Raw genomic sequence first — 20,940 nt, 5'->3', positions numbered from 1 at the left:
TGATTAAGTTCACAAATATAAAAACTATTTTAATAGACTACTAATTTTGTAGACTTTATTTTGCAACGATTATTCGCTTAAACCTGCTTTAACCCAGCAGGTGCAGGAACAGCTTAGGCAGGATCCAAAGTATTCAGAAGAAGAGAAGCCCTTCGTGTAACCGCAATTGGTACAGCTGTATTTTCGGGCATCAGGCACACGGTCAGCACCGTCAAACAATGAATTGGGATCTAGTAATTCTCTGGGAACAACCGGTAGGCCCGGCTTAATGTTCTTTGGGGCATGAAAGGAAACAGAGATATAGCCGGATGTTTCAAACAATGCCATTTTTACTTCTCCCAAATGATCTACCTGGTTACTTCTCAGCGACCGGAACAAATCTTCTTGCGACAGGTTGTTTACTTTAAGGTTCTCATACACGACCAGTCCGTCATTTACTAAACAATCCGGCTTCCCCTCCATTAGGGTTTCCATTTTTCGATGCCGGTTAATCAGGCGTTCCATTCCGGTTTGCAGCAGGCCAACCGTGGTGATCACAACCATACCATGAAGTAATGGTACATCAGCACCCATCATCGGATCTCCGACGGCAGAGCCAAAGCAAATGATGATCGCAACCTCCAGGGTAGAAAGCTGGCCCATACTTCGTTTACCCAGAAAGCGAAGCAAAAGAATGGTATATATGTACATGACACCCGTTCTAAAAACGATCTCCATTAAAAAGAGCATCGGGAAATCGCCAATGAAGATGCGGTGAAAATCAAAAATCTGAAGTTTATCCATGATTCATAGTTGTATGCTTTGTTTATCGTATGCTTTATTCAATTCATCAGAAGTTGAATTTAAAGTACACCCTAAACAATTAAAGCAGACTCTAATTTATAGTACACTTTAAACGCTGTTTTGTTTCTTCATTTTGCATCCTGATGCAGAACCTATACCTTTGAACTCCTAAAACCCTATATTTTGTACAGCAAAGACCAGGCATCATCAATCAAACAATCCTTTTGGACAGCCTTTGGGCAATATATGGCCCTGCAGCCTTCGGCAGAAGGACAACGGATCAATTGGGTCAATTACAAAACAGGGATTAAGCACCTGAACTTTAAAATGGATGCCGGACAAAAATCAGCAGCCATAGCAATCGAGATCGTACACCCTGATCCCTCTATCCAGGAACTGATCTTTGAACAGTTTAAAGAATTTAAAAATATCCTGAATGGTTATTTTGAAGAGGAATGGGAATGGGAACTGCACGTATCCAATGAATATGGTAAAACGGTAACCCGGATAGTTAAGCATCTGTACGGCGTAAATATCTTTAAACAGGAAGACTGGCCTGATCTCATTACTTTTTTTAAGGTCAGGATGGTTGCATTGGATCAGTTTTGGGACGATGCACAATATAGCTTCGATGTATTTAAATAGAAGACTGCCATGATCGCGGGTGTGGCCGCGACCTAAAGCTATGGCAATCGTTAATGTCCTGGTAAAAAAATAACAGCAGCCACGAATGACTACTGTTATAACCCTACTCTCCCTTATCTTGATCATCCCTTTGTTGTCGTATTCCGAAGAATTTCGGTGACACTTCGAAAATGTATTGCACTACTTTTTCTCAGGATGTATTTCTTCAATTTTCAATTTGCATATCCGCTAATTGTTGATATAAATGTCTGCTTAATCAAGCACTATTTAGTCAATGTATCGGTAAATGATGCAATTGTATGGATGAATAGCATAGCCGATTTTAATCAGATAATGCATATACTTGTATATCTGATGGGGGTAGCATGATTTCTTATAGTGATTTTCAGGAAGCGGAGCTGCTTGATCTATTAAAGGCCGGTGATTATGCCGCATTTAATGAACTGTATGCCAGGCATTGGTCTGCACTTTATGGGTCTGCTTATAATGTATTGAGGGACAGGGATTCCTGTATGGATATTGTACAGGAAGTATTCGTTTGGTTTTGGGAGCACCGTAAAAAATGGGAACTCACCTCCTGCAAAGGATACCTCCTTACCGCAGTCAAATTTAAAGTAGCCAATTACATCAGGAACAATAAGGCGAAGAACTCTTTTTTTGAAAAACTGGCCACCACACAAATCCAGATTACCGATGAACTGGCCTTCGAAGCCCAGGAATTAATGGAATTTATTAAAAAATTTACCAATGATCTGCCAGATCGCTGCCGTGAGATCTTTCATCTCAGTCGTTTTGAGCAGTTAAGTAATAAAGAAATTGCCAATAAACTTGGGATTTCTGAAAAAACAGTAGAAAACCAAATTACAGTAGCGCTAAAAAAGCTCAGAAGTAGGCTTGGAACGAATATGATGCTCATCTTTTTCTTTTTATAGCTGTCAGTTGTGGGGTATTTTCTTTTTTTCTTAAAAAAATCACGTCTTATGTAGGGGGTGATGCGTGTTCATGTGCTTTACATATATAAGCGCATCTGGGAATACATGGAAAAAGAAGAATTTATTAGCGTTTCTGCACACGTTGCTGATGGTTCAGCAACTGAAAGCGACTTGATTATATACAATACCTATTATGATCATTTTCAAACAGATCATCCGGAATGGAATACCGTAAGTGATCGGGATAAAGAAGAAATAAAGAATACACTATACCAAAAGATCGATACCGGGATTCATCCCGCCCGGAAATCTACCGGCATAATAAAACTGTGGCCTCAAATTACAGCAGCAGCGGTACTGCTGCTAACTGTAGGTATAGCGGTATTGTTTTATTTTAAACATCAGCCATCCAGTCAAATGCAGCTGGTTAATGACGTAGCCCCCGGAAAAAATACAGCGATACTAACCCTGGCCAACGGAAAGAAAATTGACCTGGGTGGAACCAGGGCCGGAAAAGTTGTGGCTTATGGGAATGTAACTGTTACCAGAACAAAGAACGGACAACTGCTGTATGCATTCAATAACAACCCGAAAACCAACACCGGAGATCAGCAGGTCGCCTACAACACCATTTCCACACCCAGGGGAGGTCAAATCCAGATCAACCTGCCTGATGGAACACGGGTATGGCTCAATGCCGATTCAAGACTGATCATACCCTCCACATTTAACCTCCAACCAAACCGCCAGGTAAAAATGGAAGGCGAAGGGTATTTTGAAGTGGCCCACAATCCAAACAAACCATTCCAGGTAACCACAAACGATCAGGTTGTAGAAGTATTGGGCACCCATTTTAACATCAATTCGTATGCAGATGAACCGGAAACGAAGACCACCCTGCTGGCAGGATCAGTTAAAGTAAATCAGCAGATCCTGAAACCCGGACAACAATCGGTCATTTCAGGAAATGAGATTAAAGTGTTAACCGTTGATCCGGAGACGGAAACCGGATGGAAAGATGGTGTATTCATCTTCGACGGACAGGATTTTAAAAGTCTGATGCGTACCATCTCCAGATGGTACGATGTAGAAGTCGTTTATGAATATGTGCCAGAAAACCTGCACATCGTAGCGCGGGTATCCAGGTATAGAAATATATCCGAAGTATTGAGAAGATTAGAACAAACAGAAGACGTGAACTTTAAGATCGAAGGAAGGAGGATCAGGGTGATTAAATAAATACAAGATCCACCTGGTAACCTGAAAAAAGAAGCCGGGAGTGCTGCAAACACTCGCCGGCAAAGATTGGGGCCAGATAACTATTTCCACAACACATTATCAACCAATGCAATCACCCAAAGGTGACCGCACAAAACCAACCAACTAAATGTATAAAAATTTTACCAATTATTTAGGTAGGCCTCCAGGCTATATCCTGAAATTCCTGTTCATTATGAGGGTAGCCATTGTCATTATACTGACCACAATTTTGCAGCTGAAAGCTAACGTAACACTGGCGCAGCGCATCAATATCAATGAAAAAAATGTCGATCTAACCACCATACTTAAACAGATCCGTACCCAGAGTGGCTATGATATCATTTACAATAAAGACCTTGTTAGCGGAATTAAAAGCTTAACAGTAAACTTTAAAAACGTAACGGTTGATGAAGCCTTAACCAGAAGTCTTAGCAATCTTCCGCTAAGCTATGTGATTGAAGATAAGCTGATCGTGATCAAACGTAAAGCGGCAGATCAAATTATAGAAATGAAACAGGCAGATTCTGTACTGGCAGGTAAAGTGGTAGATGCCAAAACGAAACAAGGCATTCCAGGTGCAACCGTAAGTGTCAGAAATAGAAAAGGAGCAGTAATCACAGAAACCAACGGTAACTTTCTCATCAATGCAAGAGTGGGATCCGTAGTAATGGTCAGTTATATCGGCTATAAACCGATGCAGGTAACAGTTACGGATCTGGCCGGCCGGATGACCGTAAGTATGGAAGAAAGTATCAATGAAATGAAAGACGTGGTCGTAACGGGGATGTTTACAAGGAAAGCAAACACCTATACCGGATCTACAACCAGCTTTAAACAGGAAGACCTGTTGAAAGCCGGAAGCCAAAACGTAGTTCAAAGCTTGCGGAATCTGGATCCTGCGTTCGCCATTGTAGAGAACATCTCGATGGGGTCAAATCCAAATGCCCTGCCAGATATTCAATTGCGTGGACAATCCGGACTGCCCGACCTGAACGGTGAGTATTCTGCCAATCCAAACCTTCCGCTTTTTATCCTGGATGGATTTGAGACCACCCTGCAGAAAGTGATCGACCTGGATATGTACCGCGTAAGCAGCGTTACGCTGTTAAAGGATGCAGCTTCAAAGGCCATTTATGGGTCTAAAGCCGCAAATGGAGTCGTGGTTATTGAAACCCTTCGTCCGCAGGCCGGTCAGCTTCAGGTATCTTACAACAGCCAGATCGGCTGGGAAGTAGCAGACCTGAGCAGCTATAAGCTTACCAATGGGATGCAGAAATTACAGGCAGAGCTGGCAGCAGGCATTTATCAAAGTACAAACCCTGCAAACCAATACACACTGGCCACAGAATATAACAATTACTTAAGGGCCGTTGAAAGTGGTGTCAACACCGATTGGTTATCCAAACCAATCCAGAATGGGCTAAACCAGAGACATTCCATTCGTGTTGAAGGCGGTGATCAGCAGCTGGTATATGGCGTGAATGCGATGTATAATGGTATCAAAGGAACCATGAAAGGATCCGACCGGAATATCCTTTCTGGTGCAATCGACTTAAGATACCGTAAAAAGGCATTCAACATCAACAACGTGCTTACCCTGCAGTCTACCAAATCAAACAACTCCCCATGGGGCAGTTTCTCTGATTACGTGTCCATGAACCCATACCTGGCCTATACGGATGCAAGCGGCAGGATTCAAAAGATTGCAAATACCGTTGTTAAACCCCCTGCAGGTTCACCAAACTTAACATCCAGCCCGGTTTATAACCCCGCATATAATGCTACGCTATCCACTTTCGATAGAAGCAACTATACCGATATCACCAACAACACCAGCATAGACTGGCTGATCCTGCCCTCATTAAGGGCAGTTGGAAGATTTAGCTTTACCAAACAGATCAGTGAAACAGATATTTTCCTTCCGGCAGACCATACCACATTCACCACCACAGAATTTACCTCGGGTGCCGGTATATTTAGAAAAGGAAGATACACGAAAGGAAATGGTACCAATGATAATTTAATCGGTAACCTGACCCTAAGCTATACCAAACTGATCAACAAGCACGCCATCACGCTGAATGCCGCTTATGACATGTCCAGCTTCGAATCCATGGGCAATTCTTATATCGTGGAAGGCTTTCCGAACGATAGGCTCGACCTGCCTTCTTTAGGACTTCAGTATATGCTGAATACCCGTCCGGCAGGTACAGAAAGTACGGTGCGTGACATGAGTGTGCTTGCATCCGGAAACTATGCCTACGATGAAAAATATCTGTTAGATGCATCGTACAGGACCACACAGTCCTCACAATTCGGCTCAAATAACCGCTGGGGTAAATTCTGGTCTGTAGGACTGGGATGGAACCTGCACAATGAAAATATATTCAAAGAACTTGGCTTTGTAGACCAGTTCCGGTTAAGGGCAACCACCGGGTTTACCGGTTCGCAGGGCTTTAACTCCTACATGAGCCTCGGCACACTCCGTTATTATTTAGACGATACCTATTCTAACGAAAATGGGGCCTACCTGATCGGCCTGGCCAATCCGGATCTGAAATGGCAGCGCAAACAAGACCATAACTTTGGTGTTGATGTGGCTGTTCTTCAGCGCTTAAGTGCAAATTTTGACTATTATGTATCCTATACTGATGGGCTGCTAACCGATATTACCCTTCCGCCATCTGCAGGTTTCGCAACCTATAAAGCCAACCTGGGTAAGGTAGAAAACAGGGGCTTCGACTTCCGCCTGCGCTACAGCGTCTTTCAAAACTCAGCAACACGGAATTCGTTAAGCTTCTTTGCATCAGTATCACACAACAAGAATACGCTGAAAGAAATTTCAAATGCACTGCAAAGCTATAACAACAGGCAGGATGTGATCAGCAGTAACCCGGCCACAGCAGGATCAAACCTTCCAAGGGTACGCTTCGTAGAAGGGCAGTCGATGGATGCCATTTATGCAGTGCCCTCATTAGGGATCGATCCGGCAACAGGAAGAGAAGTGTATCAGAAACTGGATGGAAGTGTTACGTACGACTGGAATGCGGCAGATCAGGTAGTAGTTGGTAACAGCCTCCCTGATTTTAACAGCAACTTCGGGTTTAACCTGCAATATGCGGGATTCCTGGTGAATGCAACATTCAGGTATACTTTCGGCGGACAGATCTATAACACCACACTTGTTAACCGTGTAGAAAATGCAGACATCTATCAGAATGTGGATCTAAGGGTATTGTCAGACCGCTGGCAGAAGCCCGGAGACATCAGTTTCTTTAAAAATATAGCCGACCGTACCAACACCCGTTTAACCTCCCGTTTTGTGGAAGACAATAACCAGCTCACTTTTGCATCGCTTCAGCTGCAGTATGAACTGGACCGGTTTACCGCCATCAAAAAGTTAGGATTTAGCCGCTTAAGGGCAGGATTCCAGACCAATGAAGCCTTCGTGTTCTCAACGGTAAAAGTTGAAAGAGGAACCACCTATCCATTTGCAAGGCTATTCCAGTTCACACTAAATGCAAACTTTTAAAACCAAGGAAATGAAAGCACCTAAACTAATAAATATAAGCCTGTGTCTGGTAATCCTGTTCAGCCTTTCCTGCAAAAAATGGATTGAGGTTGAGCCCAAAACACAAATTGAAAATGACCGTTTCTTTGCCAATGAACAAGGTTTTGCAGAAGCATTGAACGGCGTATATATTAAAATGGGATCGACGCCATTATACGGCAGGGAACTCACTTTCGGGTTAACCGATGTACTGGGCGGACTGTATAACCTGTCTACCTCCAATGGATCTGTGGCCTATCGGGATGCATTTGCGGGTGCTTATCAGAATGACAGCGACCGGCCAATTATTGAAGGCATCTGGTCCAACAGCTATAATGCCATTTCAAACCTGAACAATATCCTGGAGCAGCTGGAAACGGCAGACCGTTCCCTATTTAGCGGCAATCAGTACAACATCATCAAAGGAGAAGCACTTGGATTAAGGGCATTTCTGCATTTTGACCTGCTGAGGTTATATACCCCATCTATAAGGAACGGTGGACTGGATAAACCCGGAGTTCCATACGTAACGCAGTATAAACCTGTAATTACACCAAAGCTTTTAGTAAGCAATACACTGGAAAAGATCCAGGCTGATCTGGATGCGGCAGAAGACTTATTAAAATCTGATCCATTGTTTACAACCGGTGCAGGTAACCTGGTCCGAAATCTTCGCTTTAATTATTATGCGGTAAAAGCCGTTAAAGCCCGTGTATTTTTGTGGAAAGACGATAAAGTAAATGCATTGGCCGCAGCAAAGGAAGTCATTGCCGCAGCACCGGTTAAATTCCCGTTTGTACTGCAGGCCGCTATCGCTGCGGGTAATGAAGCCGTTCGTGACCGCGTGTTTACAACAGAACAGATCTTCGGACTTTATGTAAATAAACTGGCCCAGAATTATGTAGGTATCCTGGATAGTACCCGTTTTACCACCACCCTGATTATCACAGCCGCGCGATTGGCAGAACAGTTTGAAACTGCATCCATCGGAACCACAGACTATAGGAATGTGTACCTGATCAGAAACCTAACGGGACTGGCAACGCCTAAAATATTCTTTGGCAAGCTGTACCAGCCCTCTGGCATTACTGAGGCATTTTCTAAAAGAATGCCGCTGATCAAGATCCCTGAAATGTACTACATCGCTGCAGAATGTTTGAAGGATACCGATCCAGCAACCGCGATAGGTTATCTGACTACGGTGAGACAGGCTCGTGGAATCACTGCCGTAATCAGTGCGGCGTCAACTTCTGCACAGATCCAGGAAGAGATCCGTAAAGAATACTGGAAAGAAACGCCTTCTGAGGGACAGTTCTTCTTTTACCACAAACGGATGAACAGCACAACCGTTCCCGGCGTTTCAGGAACCTATCCGCCAGCCAGGTATGTACTCCCATTACCGCAGCTGGAAACAGAATTTGGTTATTAAAGAATTTGGTTATGAACAAGAATAAAACAGTTATGTATAAAATAAGAACTTTTACCGCAATACTGATCGCCCTGGTTACTCTTCCATTGTTGTTTGCCTGCAAAAAGAACGAACAGGACAAGACCTATAAAGATGTTAACCGGATCGGCATTGCCGGAGATCCGCTTGAATATGCTACAGCAGATTCCCTGCTGTTCAGCTTCGCCGTTTATCCGGCAGGAACATCAGAAGCCCCGGTTTCTGTAATTGCCACCATAATGGGCGGGGTTTCATCGTCAGACAGGGAGTTTCAGCTGGAAATAGATCCCGCTAAAACTACAGCAATGCCTGCAGAATATGCGCTGCCGCCATCATTCATTGTTAAAGCAGGAAGCGCAACCGCAAGAATACCTGTGGTATTAAAGCGCAGTACAAGAATTCAAAGTTCAAGTGTTAAACTGGCGCTGAGAGTTGCAGCGAACGCCAATTTTGAGGCGGCACCCAAAAGTACCTTCAGCCTGGTGTGGACCGACGAACTGACAAAACCCGCCAATTGGGACGGTAGCGGAGCCGTAGGTTTTTACTTCGGAAAATACAGCAAAGTAAAGCACAGGCTTATTGTTGATGCTACAGAGTATAAAAATCTGGCGGTATTGTCCGGGCTTTATAACCAGCTGTTCTACATTGCCAGCAGGGCCCTTGAAGATCTGACCGCTTATAATGCCGCTCACCCCGGTGAGCCATTGAAAAGTGAAGGTGGCATAGCCATCGGCATCTGCAGCAGCTGCGAGTAAGGTTTAATCATGAATTTCAAAAAATAAACAGATGAAATTATCAAAATATTTAGGGTATATATTCCTGCTCCTTGCAACGCTTGCGGCTTGTAAAAAGGATAACGGGAACTACGATTACAAAGAACTGCCAGATTTTTATATCGATACGGTTGGTGTTCAAAAAACATTTGAAACCCCGCAAAGCATCGGAACGGTTGTTATCACTCCAAAAGTAGTGTACAATGGCAGTGAATCCAATTTAGAATACCTATGGCGCGTGTATGGTACCACTGCAGATACATTAAGCAGGGAGAAAGAATTCAGGTCTGTCATCGCGAATAACCCCGGTACTTACACGGCAGAGCTTCAGGTTAAGGAAAAAACAACCGGCATCCGTGCACTGATGCGGTATACGATCATCGTAAACTCTCCGCGTCCCTACGGCTGGCTGGTTGCATACGAGACCCAGGCAGGGGGCAGCACCGATGTGGCACTAATCCGGTCTACGGAAATCGTCAAAACCATCACAACAGATGTGGTAATGAGAAACATCTATTCGGAAGTGAATGGCGGTCCCCTTGCAGGTACACCGGTTTCCATTGTGAGCAATGTATCCAGTCCGGCAGCAGATATGCTCTTTACCAGCCAAACCGCAGTACGGTTAAACCGGCCGGATTATAAAAAACTGCAGGATTTTAACCAGCTGTTTGTAGCCGGTGCGCCAACACCAAAACCAGAAGCCGTAATGGAAGTTCCGTTCTTTGGCAATCACCTCATTAACGATGGCGAAGTGTACTGGCAATATAGCGGATTATTTATTGGTAAAATATCTGTAGATACTAAAGGGTATAAAGCAGCACCGTTCGGTTACGCCATTTATGGTAAGAACGGCGGGTTTTACGACATGCTGAACAGAAGGTTTATTTACATGGAACAGCAGTTAAGTCAGGCCGCCACCTATGCAAGCCCTAAAGCCGGCTCAACAGCCCGCTTCAACCTGGGCAACATTGGCAAAGACCTGGTATATGTTGGAATTGGCTTTGGACAAAATGGCGTTTCATCCAATCCGGATACTTATAAATACGCATTTTTTGAGGATATAGACAAAAGCAAGCGCTGGTTCTATGGCATTAACTTTACGCTGCCAGATCAGCCGGATCTTTGTATGGTCGATATCAGTGCGATGCCGAATATCTTTAATGCGAAGTATTTTGAGCTGGGAACATTGGGATCCGTCGCTTTTTATGCGAACGATCAGATCTTGTATAATTTTACCTATAACAATGCGACCAATACGGCAAGCACTCCATCAGTAGCCTTTACGGCACCAGCGGGCGAAGTGATCACGTCTATAAAACTCCTCAAACAACCAGGAAGCGGGTATACCGGAACAGAGAGTAAAAGCAACCGGATCATGTATGTGGCAACCTGGAATGCAGCCACTAAGAACGGAAAAGTATATCTGCTGGATGCCAACCCAACCAGCGGGTCGCTGATGGCAACGCCGCTTAAAGTGTATGACGGATTTGGGAAAATAAAAGAAATGTGTTTAAAGCCAGCTTAAGCCCGGTCATTGGTTGTATGAATAATTGATCAAGCGTACTGCTCATGGAAATAAAAATGATCGTTGCAACATTACAGAAGTTTTGATCATTGGATTCTAATGGTGAATGGATTATTGATAAGACCAAAGATCAGGAATAGCCTAAAATAACCTGAGGATGTATCATAAATCCTCAGGTTATCAAAACTTTCAAATCTGGCTGAACCTAATATCAACCTTAAATAAAATAACAAATGAAAAAATTAACACGGATCGTTTTACTAAGTATACTGGTTTTCAATGTGCTCAGCGGTTTCAATGTAACCCGGTCACACGCACAAACGGCAGAACCAAAGCCCCTTAAGTCATTGGGAGATCCGGCACCACCCCTTAAAATTGCAAAATGGTTTAAGGGAGACAGCATTTCCGAATTTAAAAAAGGCAGGATCTACGTGGTAGAGTTCTGGGCAACCTGGTGTCTGCCCTGCATTGCAGGAATGCCGCACCTGTCTAAACTAGCCAATGAATATAAGAAAGACGTATCGGTTCTTGGAATCAGCATTATGGAGCGGGCCGCAACGACCATTCCAATGATTGAAAAGTTTGTTGCCGGAATGGGCGATAAAATGGATTATGCCGTTGGTTTTGAGCAGGATAAATTTATGGCCGATAACTGGCTTAAGGCTTATGGTCAGCGGGGAATACCCCATGCCTTTGTGGTAGACCGTGAAGGAAAGATTGCCTGGGCCGGACATCCGAAGAACCTCGATAAAATACTGCCGCAGGTGGTATCCGGAACCTGGAACAACCAGGCAGAAGCGGTAAAAAGAAAAGAATGGGAACGCTTATCGGCCATAGACAATAACATCATGATGGTACTCAACCCGTTCATGGGAAATCCAGGAAAGCCGCAGGAGGCGCTTTTGGAAATTGAAAAGATCAATGCGAAAGAACCGGCGTTGAAATATTATCCCTATTTAGGGCATTTTACGTTCTGGTCGCTGGTCAAAACAGACCCTAAGCAGGCAGCAGTATATGGAAAGGTATGGATCGCCAAAAGCGATGAGCCGAAATTTTCCACCATTACAGATGCGGTAACCGGCAGGGAGAATATGCCGGCAGAGCTGTATGTGCTGGCGGCGGACAGCTACCAGGCACAGCTGGACTTGTATCCATGGAGTATGGACTTCCCGAAGACCTACACCGCAATGGCAGACTTGTATACCAAGGCCGGACAACCGGAAAAAGCCAAAACACTGTTGAAAAAGGCAGAAGCCGCCGCCGCTGAAGCTCCGAAAAAATAACTGGGATATTTTACTATTTTCGCAGCAGTTATTAATGGCAAATATATAATATTACCATAAACCACGAATTGAACCAACGATATGAAACTTAAAACATTATTTATTTTGCTTGCCGGTCTTTCGGCATTGACCGCATCGGCACAACGCGGGCCAGCAAATCCGAAATTAACTGAACTGATCAACCAAAAAGATTCAGTGGCCCTGAAGCAAAGCCTGGAAACGCTTTATAAAAGCAATGAAGAGGAAGATCTGTCCTTACTCGTTTCCTACTACAACACCAAGCGCAATGCAACCAGGAGAGATGAAGTTGCCAGGCTTTCGCGTCAGAAATTTCCGGATGGACTGGCTGCATTTGATGAAGCCTTAAACGAGATCTACAGTGAAACCGATGCGGTAGAGAATGAGAAAAAATACAAGCAGTTTGTTGCCCGGTTTGGTGCCAACCCTAAGCTTGCCGGTCACCGTTACTTTGACACCTCAAAGTACTTCGTAGCCGTTACCTTTAAAAATAACCCGGAAAAGGTGATAGAATACCTGAGCGGGATTAAAGATACCGTATATAAAACCAAGGCATTCTCTTATGCGGCGAGAGAAACTTACGCGAGAAAAGAATATGTGCTGGCAGAAAAACTGATCAAAAAATCAATCGATGATGAGCTGAAAAGTTCTTCCGTACGTTCGGCAGATTACTATGCGTATGCCAAGCAGTATGCAGCGGCATTGTATGCCAATAAGAAATATACAGAAGGATTAAAATATGCTAAAGAGGTGGCTGCTGCGCAGGACAACAGCAAAGATCTGGCCTTTAACGATACGTATTTAAACCTGTTGGTCGCAAAGAGCCAGTACAATGAAGCTTATCCATTAATGGAAGAGAGCATCAAACAGGGACGTGCATCCGCAGAAGTTAAGGCACAGTTTAAAGCCGCTTATGCAGCGGTAAAAGGAAGCGATCAGGGATTTGCAGACTATGAAAAATCATTATATGCGCAGCTAAAAGAGAAAGTAAGTGCAGAGCTGGTTAAGAAGATGATCAATGAGCCAGCATTCAATTTCACGGTTCAGGATTTAAAGGGAAAGACTGTTTCCCTGTCCGATTATAAAGGTAAAACCGTGATCCTTGATTTTTGGGCAACCTGGTGCGGTCCGTGTAAAGCTTCATTTCCACACATGCAGGCTGCAGTGACGAAGTTCAAAAATGATCCAAATGTGGTTTTCCTGTTTATCCATACCTGGGAAACGGTAGCAGATCCGGTTAAGGATGCTGGAAATTATATCAGCAGCAATAAGTACACCTTTAATGTATTGATGGACTTGAAAGATCCGGCAACAAAATCAAATAAAGCAGCATCAGGTTATAAATTATCGGGAATTCCGGCTAAGTTTGTAATCGATGGTAAAGGAAATATCCGGTTCCGTTCTCTCGGTAATTCAGCTGGTGGGAACGATGCTTTTGTAGAAGAGATCAGTACCATGATCGCACTTGCAAGATCAGAATCATCTTTAGGAAAATAGAATAAATGAAAAAGTATTGTTTGATTGTACTCGTTGCGTTCTTTTGCGCATTAACAGATGCATACAGCCAGAAGTTTGACCAAAAAGCCCTCGAAAAGACCTTAGGTCAGGCCATCAAAAAGTCGTACGCAGCAAGTGTCCGCATGTGGGGCTTTGATACGGTTCGTAAAGCACAGGCCAGTGCGCAGTTCAGTGGGGTGGTGGTAAATGCCGAAGGGTATATCCTAACGGTTTCTCATGCCATACAGCCGAACAAAACCTATAAAGTGTTTTTTCCTGATGGCCGGGAAGCGATTGCCATCGCCCTTGGAAAGATGGGCTTCCAGGAAATGGATAACCGCCCGGATCTGGGCATGATGAAGATCATAACCAAAGGGGAATGGCCATTTGCAGAGATGGGCTGGTCGTCCAGCCTGAAGGTAAATGAGCCCTGCCTGAGCATCTCTTACCCGGAAACCTTAAACCAGACCTTGCCGACCATCCGTTTCGGACGGATCACCAATGTCCTGGATCAATGGGGATTTACAGAATCTACCTGTAAAATGGAGCCGGGAGATTCCGGAGGTCCGTTGTTCGACTATATGGGAAGGGTGGTTGCACTGCACAGCAGGATCGATCAGCCGGAAGATATTAACTTCGAAGTACCGGTTGATATGTACCGAAAATACTGGACGGCCCTAACCGTTCCCGAAGCTTACAAAGCGTTGCCGGCTACAGAAGAACCGGTCAAAGCGGATCCTTTAGCAGATGGAATCAAAGCAATTCCCGGACTGGCCGCTTTAACGGCTAATTTTAAGGAATCGGCGATGAAAGTGATGGGAAGTACCCTGATGATTAAAAGCACCGTGAATGGTGAAGAAAAAAAAGCATTGGGTACTGTGTTTTCAGCAGAAGGATTATCCCCTAAAGGCAATGAAGTACCGATGAGTAAATCGGGCACCGCGCTAAAAGGCGGATCATTTCTGGTGGGCAAAAGTTCAGTGATCGGCAATTCTGCTGAGGTAGACCTGGGGGCGGGCAAAACGGCAAAAGCAGAGGTACTGTCGAGGGACAAAGAAAATGACCTGGTACTGCTTCATATTACAGAAAGCCTGAAGAACGCCATCAAACTAAAAACAGTGAAAGAAACGGATAGCCTGACCTTTAACGATCTGGGTAAATTCCTGATCTCACCATTACCGGGAACAGATTATAAGGTCAGCATTGCAGGAAGCGGATATTTCAACCAGCCAAGAAAGTTCAGTGCCGGATATTTCGGTGCTTCGGCAAACTTTAACGACGAGAAGATCATCCTAACGCGCATCAATCCAAACAGTCCGGCAGAAGAAGCAAAGCTGGCTTTGGGCGACCAGATCACAGGCTTTAACAACGTAGCCATCAGCAGACCGGAACAATACGGAGGGGAGCTGATCAAGTATGGCCCGGGTGATACGGTGACCATACAGGGTATCCGCGCCGGTGAAAAATACAACCTGATCTCCATTTTAAAACAACGGCCTCAAATCAGCAACCATCCGGCAGAAAGATTTGATGGTGGTAAAAGTATCCTTCTTGATGGATTTAAACGGGTATTCTCACACGATGCTGCGTTAAGACCAGAAGAATGCGGAAGTCCGGTTTTCAGTGCAGACGGTGTGTTTTACGGGATCAATATTGCACGTTTCAGCAGAACATCCACATTGGCCATACCTGCAATGGAAGTAAAGAAATTTATTGAAGACGCGTTAAGTCAAAAGCTGGTGCTATAATAATCTGGCACTATAACGAAAGTAGATTCTGTAAAATGCCAATTGTATAATTACGAAGGTGTATCATAAATTTACAGTGCTATAAAAAAGTTGGATTGCACAGCCCTCAAAAAGTTAGAAACTTTTTGAGGGCTTTTTTATGAATGAAAAATCACAAAGCATTCAGATATCCAACGTTCAGAGGTGGAGTTTGATTGATGACAAGTCCTCGTTTTAACATGATTGTGTCATAATGACGATTTAGCCGAACCTTACGGGAATAGATTCGTTTTAAAAATACAAGTTTAAACATTTAATATTTTTATTATGAATTCATTACAAGGAAAAGTTGCGTTAGTTACAGGAGCATCAAGAGGAATCGGACAAGGAATTGCATTAAGTCTGGCAAAAGCAGGAGCGGATATTGCATTGGCAGATATCGGTCTTGATGTTTTAGAAGAAACCAAAGTTTTAATTGAGAAAGAAGGCGTAAAAGTAAAAACATACCAGGTAGATGTTACCAATTACGATACGGTGAAGACAATGGTACAGGCGGTTGCTGCTGATTTTGGAACCCTTGATGTGGCGGTAAACAATGCCGGTGTATTGGGAATCCATAAGGTAATAGATATGACCGGTGAAGACTGGGACCGCATTATGAATGTAAATGCAAAGGGAGTATTTCTGTGCAGCAAGGCTGAGCTGGAAGTGATGCTGCCTAACAAATCTGGAAGTATCATCAATATATCATCCATTTTAGGAAAAACAGGCATGTCTGATGTATCGGCCTATAGTGCATCAAAATTTGCGGTTGTCGGATTTACGAACTCACTGGCTAAGGAAGTTGCGAAAGAAGGAATCACAGTCAACGCGTTATGTCCGGGTATTGTTGGCACTGGTATGTGGAGAGGTGATAAAGGATTGGCTAAAGCCTTCGCGAAAGATGGAGAAACGGAAGAGCAGTCGTGGGAAAGAAACCAGGAAAGCCTGTTGCCTCAGGGAGAGGCCCAAACTCCGGAAGATATGGGTCAGCTGGCCGTTTACCTGGCTTCAGCAGTTCATGTAACCGGACAGGCCATTTCCGTTGACGGCGGATTTGGAATGTAAGATTATGAATCGCATTTAAAATGTTCATTAAATGTAGTAGTTTGTTACTACGACATTGAGAACGTTAAGAACGTTGAGAACGTTGAGAACGCTCTAAGTATGATTAAATGAACATATGATTTGATTTTATAAAAAAGGTCTCTCCGATAAAATGGAGAGACCTTTTTATTGTTGTCTAATTATGCATTTACATATATTTCTGCCTAAATACTGTTAATATTTACTGGTATAATTACTCATTAATGATGGAGATGAAGCCTTTAATGATGGGGCGATAGTTTCCAAGATCAATAAAGTAATAATAAGTTCCTTCTTTGAGCGGACTTCCGTTTAGCATTCCTTTCCAATCATTTTGATATCCTTTTGTTTTATAGATTTGCCGGCCGGCCCTGTCCATGATCGTTACGGTATTATCCGGATACATGTCAATATTTCTAACGATCCAGGTATCGTTTCGTCCATCTCCGTTGTTACTCAGAATATTTGTTCCTTTAACCAGGGAATAATCTTCGGTCACTTCAATGGTAATGGTCTGGGTGCTGCTGCAGCCTGTAGCATTGGTTGTGATCAGTTCGAATGTTGTCGTCTTGGATGGCCTAACGCTTATGGAAGCCGTTCCTTGTCCGCTGATCAGTCCGTCTGGATTGGTCCAGCTGTAGGTATTTGCATTTCCGGAAGTATTCAGGTGTATAGTTTCTCCTTTTTTGATGCTATTGCCTTTATCACTGGTGATAGTTACGATCGGAAGCGGGTTAACAGTTAACGTGCCGGGAACAAGTTCCAGGGTATAATTGGCCGCAGTGCCACCTGTCAACGTAATTGGATAGGTACCTGCTGCGCTTTGAAGATCTGCAGCAGATGCAATTGACGGTATAATGATCTGTGCTTCATTTTCATTGTTTACAAAGCCGGTAAACTGCATGGTCAATGCGGGATTTTGTGTTCCATAACAGCGTGATACATTGTTAGCCACAACGCGTAACGGTGCTTTCAATATGTTAATCGTTACACTTTGGGTACTTACCGGGTAAAGCGGATTATCCGGACGGAAGGTTACAGACAGCATTTGACCGGTGCCGGAATGCAGCAAGGTACCTATTTCCGGACTGTACTTAAAGGTACCAGGAATTGCCGCACTGGCGTTCAATTGTATGGCGCTTAATGCGGTTCCATATATCAGATCAGCAGGAGCAGACCAGGTGACCATCGTGACATCGGAATTGATGGTGATGCTGACAAGTGCCGTTGTGTTGCCGCCGCTGTTTGCCGCAGTAACGGTATAATTTACGGTTGGGCTAATTGCTGCCGGTGTTCCACTGATTATACCTGTTGTGGCATTCAAACTTAACCCAGCAGGCAACGCAGGGGAAATGCTGTAGCTGGTTACTGCACCGCCACTCACTGTTGGAGATAACGAAGTGATTGCTGTACCCCTGGTAAAGACATTTGGAGTAGTGTAGCTCAACGCAGAAGGGATCACATCGTTAACCGCAATGTTCAAGCTCGCCGTTGTATTGCCACCGGTATTGGTAGCGGTTACTGTGTAATTGGTTACTGTTTTAAGCACGCTTGGTGTTCCGCTGATTACACCAGTTGTGGTACTAAAACTCAAACCAGTTGGTAAGGCAGGACTAATGCTGTAACTGGTTATGGCACCACCACTAACAGTTGGAGATAATGAAGTGATCGCTGTTCCTTTAGTAAAGATATTTGGAGTGGTATAACTCAATGCAGACGGGGTTACATCGATAACAGCAATATTTACTGCAAAGGTTGTACTGCCTCCGCTATTCGTTGCAGTTACGGTATAATCGGCTGCTGTTTTAAGTACAGTTGGCGTTCCGCTGATTACACCAGTTGTGGTACTGAAACTCAAACCAGTCGGCAAAGTGGCACTAATGCTGTAGCTGGTCACTGCACCACCACTCACTGTTGGAGATAACGAAGTGATTGCAGTTCCCTTAGTAAACACATTTGGCGTAGTATAGTTCAATGCAGAAGGGATCACATCATTAACCGTAATGTTCACTGTAAAGGTTGTGCTGCCTCCGCTGTTTATCGCAGTTACGGTATAATCTGTAGCGGTTTTAAGTACGGTTGGAGTTCCGCTGATCACACCAGTTGTGGTATTGAAGTTCAATCCAGTTGGTAAAGCAGGAGCAATGCTGTAGCTGGTTACTGCACCACCGCTTATGGTTGGAGATAAGGAAGTAATCGCAGATCCCTTAGTGAAAACATTTGGCGTGGTATAACTCAATGCAGACGGGATCACATCGTTAACGGTAATGCTTACCGCAAAGGTTGTGCTGCCTCCACTGTTTGTTGCGGTTACGGTATAATCGGTTGCTGTTTTAAGCACGCTTGGAGTTCCGCTCATCACACCGGTTGTGGTATTGAAGTTCAATCCAGTCGGCAAGACAGTACTAATGCTGTAGCTGGTTACTGCACCACCGCTAATTGTTGGAGATAAGGAAGTAATCGCTGTTCCTTTAGTAAATACGTTTGGCGTGGTATAGCTTAACGCTGACGGTATTATATCGTTAACTGTAATGCGCACACTTGCAGTTGTATTGCCACCAGTGTTAGTAGCGGTTACTGTATAATTGGAAGCGGTTTTAATTATGGTCGGTGTTCCGCTGATTACCCCGGTTGTGGTACTGAAATTTAAACCAGCAGGCAAAGCAGGACTAATGCTGTAACTGGTTACTACGCCACCATTAACCGTTGGAGACAATGAAGTTATCGCTGTACCCTTAGTGAAGATATTTGGAGTGGTGTAGCTTAATGCAGAAGGAACCACATCGTTAACGGTAATGTTTACCGCGAAGGTTGTGCTGCCGCCACTGTTTGTTGCAGTTACGGTATAATCTGCTGCTGTTTTAATTACAGTTGGCGTTCCGCTGATTACACCGGTTGTGGTACTGAAATTTAACCCAGCAGGCAAAGCAGGGGTAATGCTATAGCTGGTTACTACGCCACCATTAACCGTTGGAGACAATGAAGTTATCGCTGTACCCTTAGTGAAGATATTTGGAGTGGTATAGCTTAATGCAGAAGGAACCACATCGTTAACGGTAATGTTTACCGCGAAGGTTGTGCTGCCGCCACTGTTTGTTGCAGTTACGGTATAATCTGCTGCTGTTTTAATTACAGTTGGCGTTCCGCTGATCACACCGGTTGTGGTACTGAAATTTAACCCAGCAGGCAAAGCAGGGGTAATGCTATAGCTGGTTACTACGCCACCATTAACCGTTGGAGACAATGAAGTTATCGCTGTACCCTTAGTGAAGATATTTGGAGTGGTATAGCTCAATGCAGATGGCGTCAAATCGTTAACGGTAATGTTCACTGCAAAGGTTGTGCTGCCTCCGCTGTTTGCAGCGGTTACGGTATAATCGGCAGCTGTTTTAAGCACGCTTGGCGTTCCGCTGATTACACCGGTTGTTGTATTGAAGTTCAATCCAGCAGGCAAAGCAGGACTAATGCTGTAACTGGTTACCGCGCCGCCGCTAATTGTTGGCGATAAGGAAGTAATCGCAGATCCCTTAGTAAAAACATTTGGCGTGGTATAACTCAATGCAGACGGGATCACATCGTTAACGGTAATGTTTACCGCAAAGGTTGTGCTGCCTCCACTGTTTGTAGCGGTTACGGTATAATCGGTTGCTGTTTTAAGCACGCTTGGAGTTCCGCTGATCACACCGGTTGTGGTACTGAAATTTAAACCAGTCGGCAAAGCAGGACTAATGCTGTAACTGGTTACTGCACCGCCACTCACTGTTGGAGACAACGAAGTGATCGCTGTACCCCTAGTAAAGACATTTGGCGTGGTATAACTCAATGCAGATGGCGTTACATCGTTAACGGTAATGTTGACTGCAAAGGTTGTGCTGCCACCACTGTTTGTAGCAGTTACTGTATAATCGGTTGCTGTTTTAAGTACGGTTGGTGTCCCGCTGATTACACCAGTTGTGGTACTAAAACTCAAACCAGTTGGTAAAGCAGGACTTATGCTGTAACTGGTTATGGCACCACCGCTAATTGTTGGAGATAATGATGTAATATCAGTTCCCTTCGTAAATATATTTTGAGTGGTATAGCTCAACGAAGATGGGATTACATCAATAACAGCAATATTTACTGCAAAGGTTGTACTGCCTCCGCTATTCGTTGCAGTTACGGTATAATCGGTTGCTGTTTTTAGTAGGGTTGGCGTTCCGCTGATTACCCCAGTTGTGGTATTGAAATTCAATCCAGTCGGCAATGCAGGACTAATGCTGTAGCTGGTCACTGCACCACCACTCACTGTTGGAGACAACGAAGTGATTGCAGTTCCCTTAGTAAACACATTTGGCGTAGTATAGCTCAATGCAGAAGGGGTCACATCATTAAC

Annotated in this window: 13 protein-coding genes; 11 read left to right on the top strand and 2 right to left on the bottom strand. The window is 44.1% G+C overall.

Features of this window, described 5'->3' with window-relative positions:
- Window positions 1-69: 69 nt before the first annotated feature.
- Complete coding sequence (locus ATK78_RS21395) at window positions 70-783, bottom strand: DUF421 domain-containing protein (protein ID WP_133578185.1); 714 nt, start codon at window positions 781-783, stop codon at window positions 70-72.
- Window positions 784-966: 183 nt separating this feature from the next.
- Between ATK78_RS21395 and ATK78_RS21390 the strand changes: the two genes are divergently transcribed.
- The 11 genes from ATK78_RS21390 (at window position 967) to ATK78_RS21340 (ending at window position 16,547) form a co-directional block, all read left to right on the top strand.
- Window positions 967-1,428, top strand: coding sequence for a DUF4268 domain-containing protein (locus tag ATK78_RS21390; protein WP_166664943.1), 462 nt, complete (start codon window positions 967-969; stop codon window positions 1,426-1,428).
- A gap of 365 nt (window positions 1,429-1,793) precedes the next feature.
- A complete protein-coding gene (locus ATK78_RS21385) occupies window positions 1,794-2,360 on the top strand; it encodes an RNA polymerase sigma-70 factor (protein ID WP_133578184.1) in 567 nt (188 codons plus the stop codon).
- Between the two features lie 105 nt (window positions 2,361-2,465).
- Window positions 2,466-3,599: a FecR family protein gene (locus ATK78_RS21380; protein WP_166664942.1), complete on the top strand. Its 1,134-nt coding sequence runs from the start codon at window positions 2,466-2,468 to the stop codon at window positions 3,597-3,599.
- 148 nt (window positions 3,600-3,747) lie between these two features.
- Window positions 3,748-7,152, top strand: coding sequence for a SusC/RagA family TonB-linked outer membrane protein (locus tag ATK78_RS21375; RefSeq protein WP_133578182.1), 3,405 nt, complete (start codon window positions 3,748-3,750; stop codon window positions 7,150-7,152).
- 10 nt (window positions 7,153-7,162) lie between these two features.
- Window positions 7,163-8,599 (top strand): RagB/SusD family nutrient uptake outer membrane protein, encoded by a 1,437-nt coding sequence (locus ATK78_RS21370; protein ID WP_166664941.1) that lies wholly within the window; start codon window positions 7,163-7,165, stop codon window positions 8,597-8,599.
- 11 nt (window positions 8,600-8,610) lie between these two features.
- Window positions 8,611-9,372: a DUF4843 domain-containing protein gene (locus ATK78_RS21365; protein ID WP_133578180.1), complete on the top strand. Its 762-nt coding sequence runs from the start codon at window positions 8,611-8,613 to the stop codon at window positions 9,370-9,372.
- Window positions 9,373-9,403: 31 nt separating this feature from the next.
- Window positions 9,404-10,915 (top strand): PKD-like family lipoprotein, encoded by a 1,512-nt coding sequence (locus ATK78_RS21360; RefSeq protein WP_133578179.1) that lies wholly within the window; start codon window positions 9,404-9,406, stop codon window positions 10,913-10,915.
- A gap of 233 nt (window positions 10,916-11,148) precedes the next feature.
- Window positions 11,149-12,198: a TlpA family protein disulfide reductase gene (locus tag ATK78_RS21355; RefSeq protein WP_133578339.1), complete on the top strand. Its 1,050-nt coding sequence runs from the start codon at window positions 11,149-11,151 to the stop codon at window positions 12,196-12,198.
- An 81-nt stretch (window positions 12,199-12,279) separates the two neighbouring features.
- The gene (locus ATK78_RS21350; RefSeq protein ID WP_133578178.1) at window positions 12,280-13,713 is read left to right on the top strand and encodes a TlpA family protein disulfide reductase; all 1,434 of its coding nucleotides are present in this window, start codon (window positions 12,280-12,282) and stop codon (window positions 13,711-13,713) included.
- 5 nt (window positions 13,714-13,718) lie between these two features.
- On the top strand, window positions 13,719-15,461 hold the full coding sequence (locus ATK78_RS21345) for a PDZ domain-containing protein (protein WP_133578177.1): 1,743 nt from the start codon (window positions 13,719-13,721) through the stop codon (window positions 15,459-15,461).
- A gap of 306 nt (window positions 15,462-15,767) precedes the next feature.
- Window positions 15,768-16,547, top strand: coding sequence for an SDR family NAD(P)-dependent oxidoreductase (locus ATK78_RS21340; protein ID WP_133578176.1), 780 nt, complete (start codon window positions 15,768-15,770; stop codon window positions 16,545-16,547).
- Between the two features lie 232 nt (window positions 16,548-16,779).
- Here ATK78_RS21340 and ATK78_RS21335 read toward each other — a convergent pair.
- Window positions 16,780-20,940 (bottom strand): putative Ig domain-containing protein (locus ATK78_RS21335; protein WP_133578175.1); only part of this gene is annotated, 4,161 nt, incomplete at its 5' end.

This window comes from Pedobacter metabolipauper, assembly GCF_004362715.1.
Classification (GTDB): Bacteria; Bacteroidota; Bacteroidia; order Sphingobacteriales; family Sphingobacteriaceae; genus Pedobacter; species Pedobacter metabolipauper.
This window is presented reverse-complemented; position numbering and strand designations above follow the sequence as displayed.

Bases quoted from the DNA above. Each gene is read 5' to 3' on its own strand.
- ATK78_RS21395 (WP_133578185.1), bottom strand. From the start codon at position 783: ATGGATAAACTTCAGATTTTTGATTTTCACCGCATCTTCATTGGCGAT.
- ATK78_RS21385 (WP_133578184.1), top strand. From the start codon at position 1,794: ATGATTTCTTATAGTGATTTTCAGGAAGCGGAGCTGCTTGATCTATTA.
- ATK78_RS21380 (WP_166664942.1), top strand. From the start codon at position 2,466: ATGGAAAAAGAAGAATTTATTAGCGTTTCTGCACACGTTGCTGATGGT.
- ATK78_RS21375 (WP_133578182.1), top strand. From the start codon at position 3,748: ATGTATAAAAATTTTACCAATTATTTAGGTAGGCCTCCAGGCTATATC.
- ATK78_RS21370 (WP_166664941.1), top strand. From the start codon at position 7,163: ATGAAAGCACCTAAACTAATAAATATAAGCCTGTGTCTGGTAATCCTG.
- ATK78_RS21365 (WP_133578180.1), top strand. From the start codon at position 8,611: ATGAACAAGAATAAAACAGTTATGTATAAAATAAGAACTTTTACCGCA.
- ATK78_RS21360 (WP_133578179.1), top strand. From the start codon at position 9,404: ATGAAATTATCAAAATATTTAGGGTATATATTCCTGCTCCTTGCAACG.
- ATK78_RS21355 (WP_133578339.1), top strand. From the start codon at position 11,149: ATGAAAAAATTAACACGGATCGTTTTACTAAGTATACTGGTTTTCAAT.
- ATK78_RS21350 (WP_133578178.1), top strand. From the start codon at position 12,280: ATGAAACTTAAAACATTATTTATTTTGCTTGCCGGTCTTTCGGCATTG.
- ATK78_RS21345 (WP_133578177.1), top strand. From the start codon at position 13,719: ATGAAAAAGTATTGTTTGATTGTACTCGTTGCGTTCTTTTGCGCATTA.
- ATK78_RS21340 (WP_133578176.1), top strand. From the start codon at position 15,768: ATGAATTCATTACAAGGAAAAGTTGCGTTAGTTACAGGAGCATCAAGA.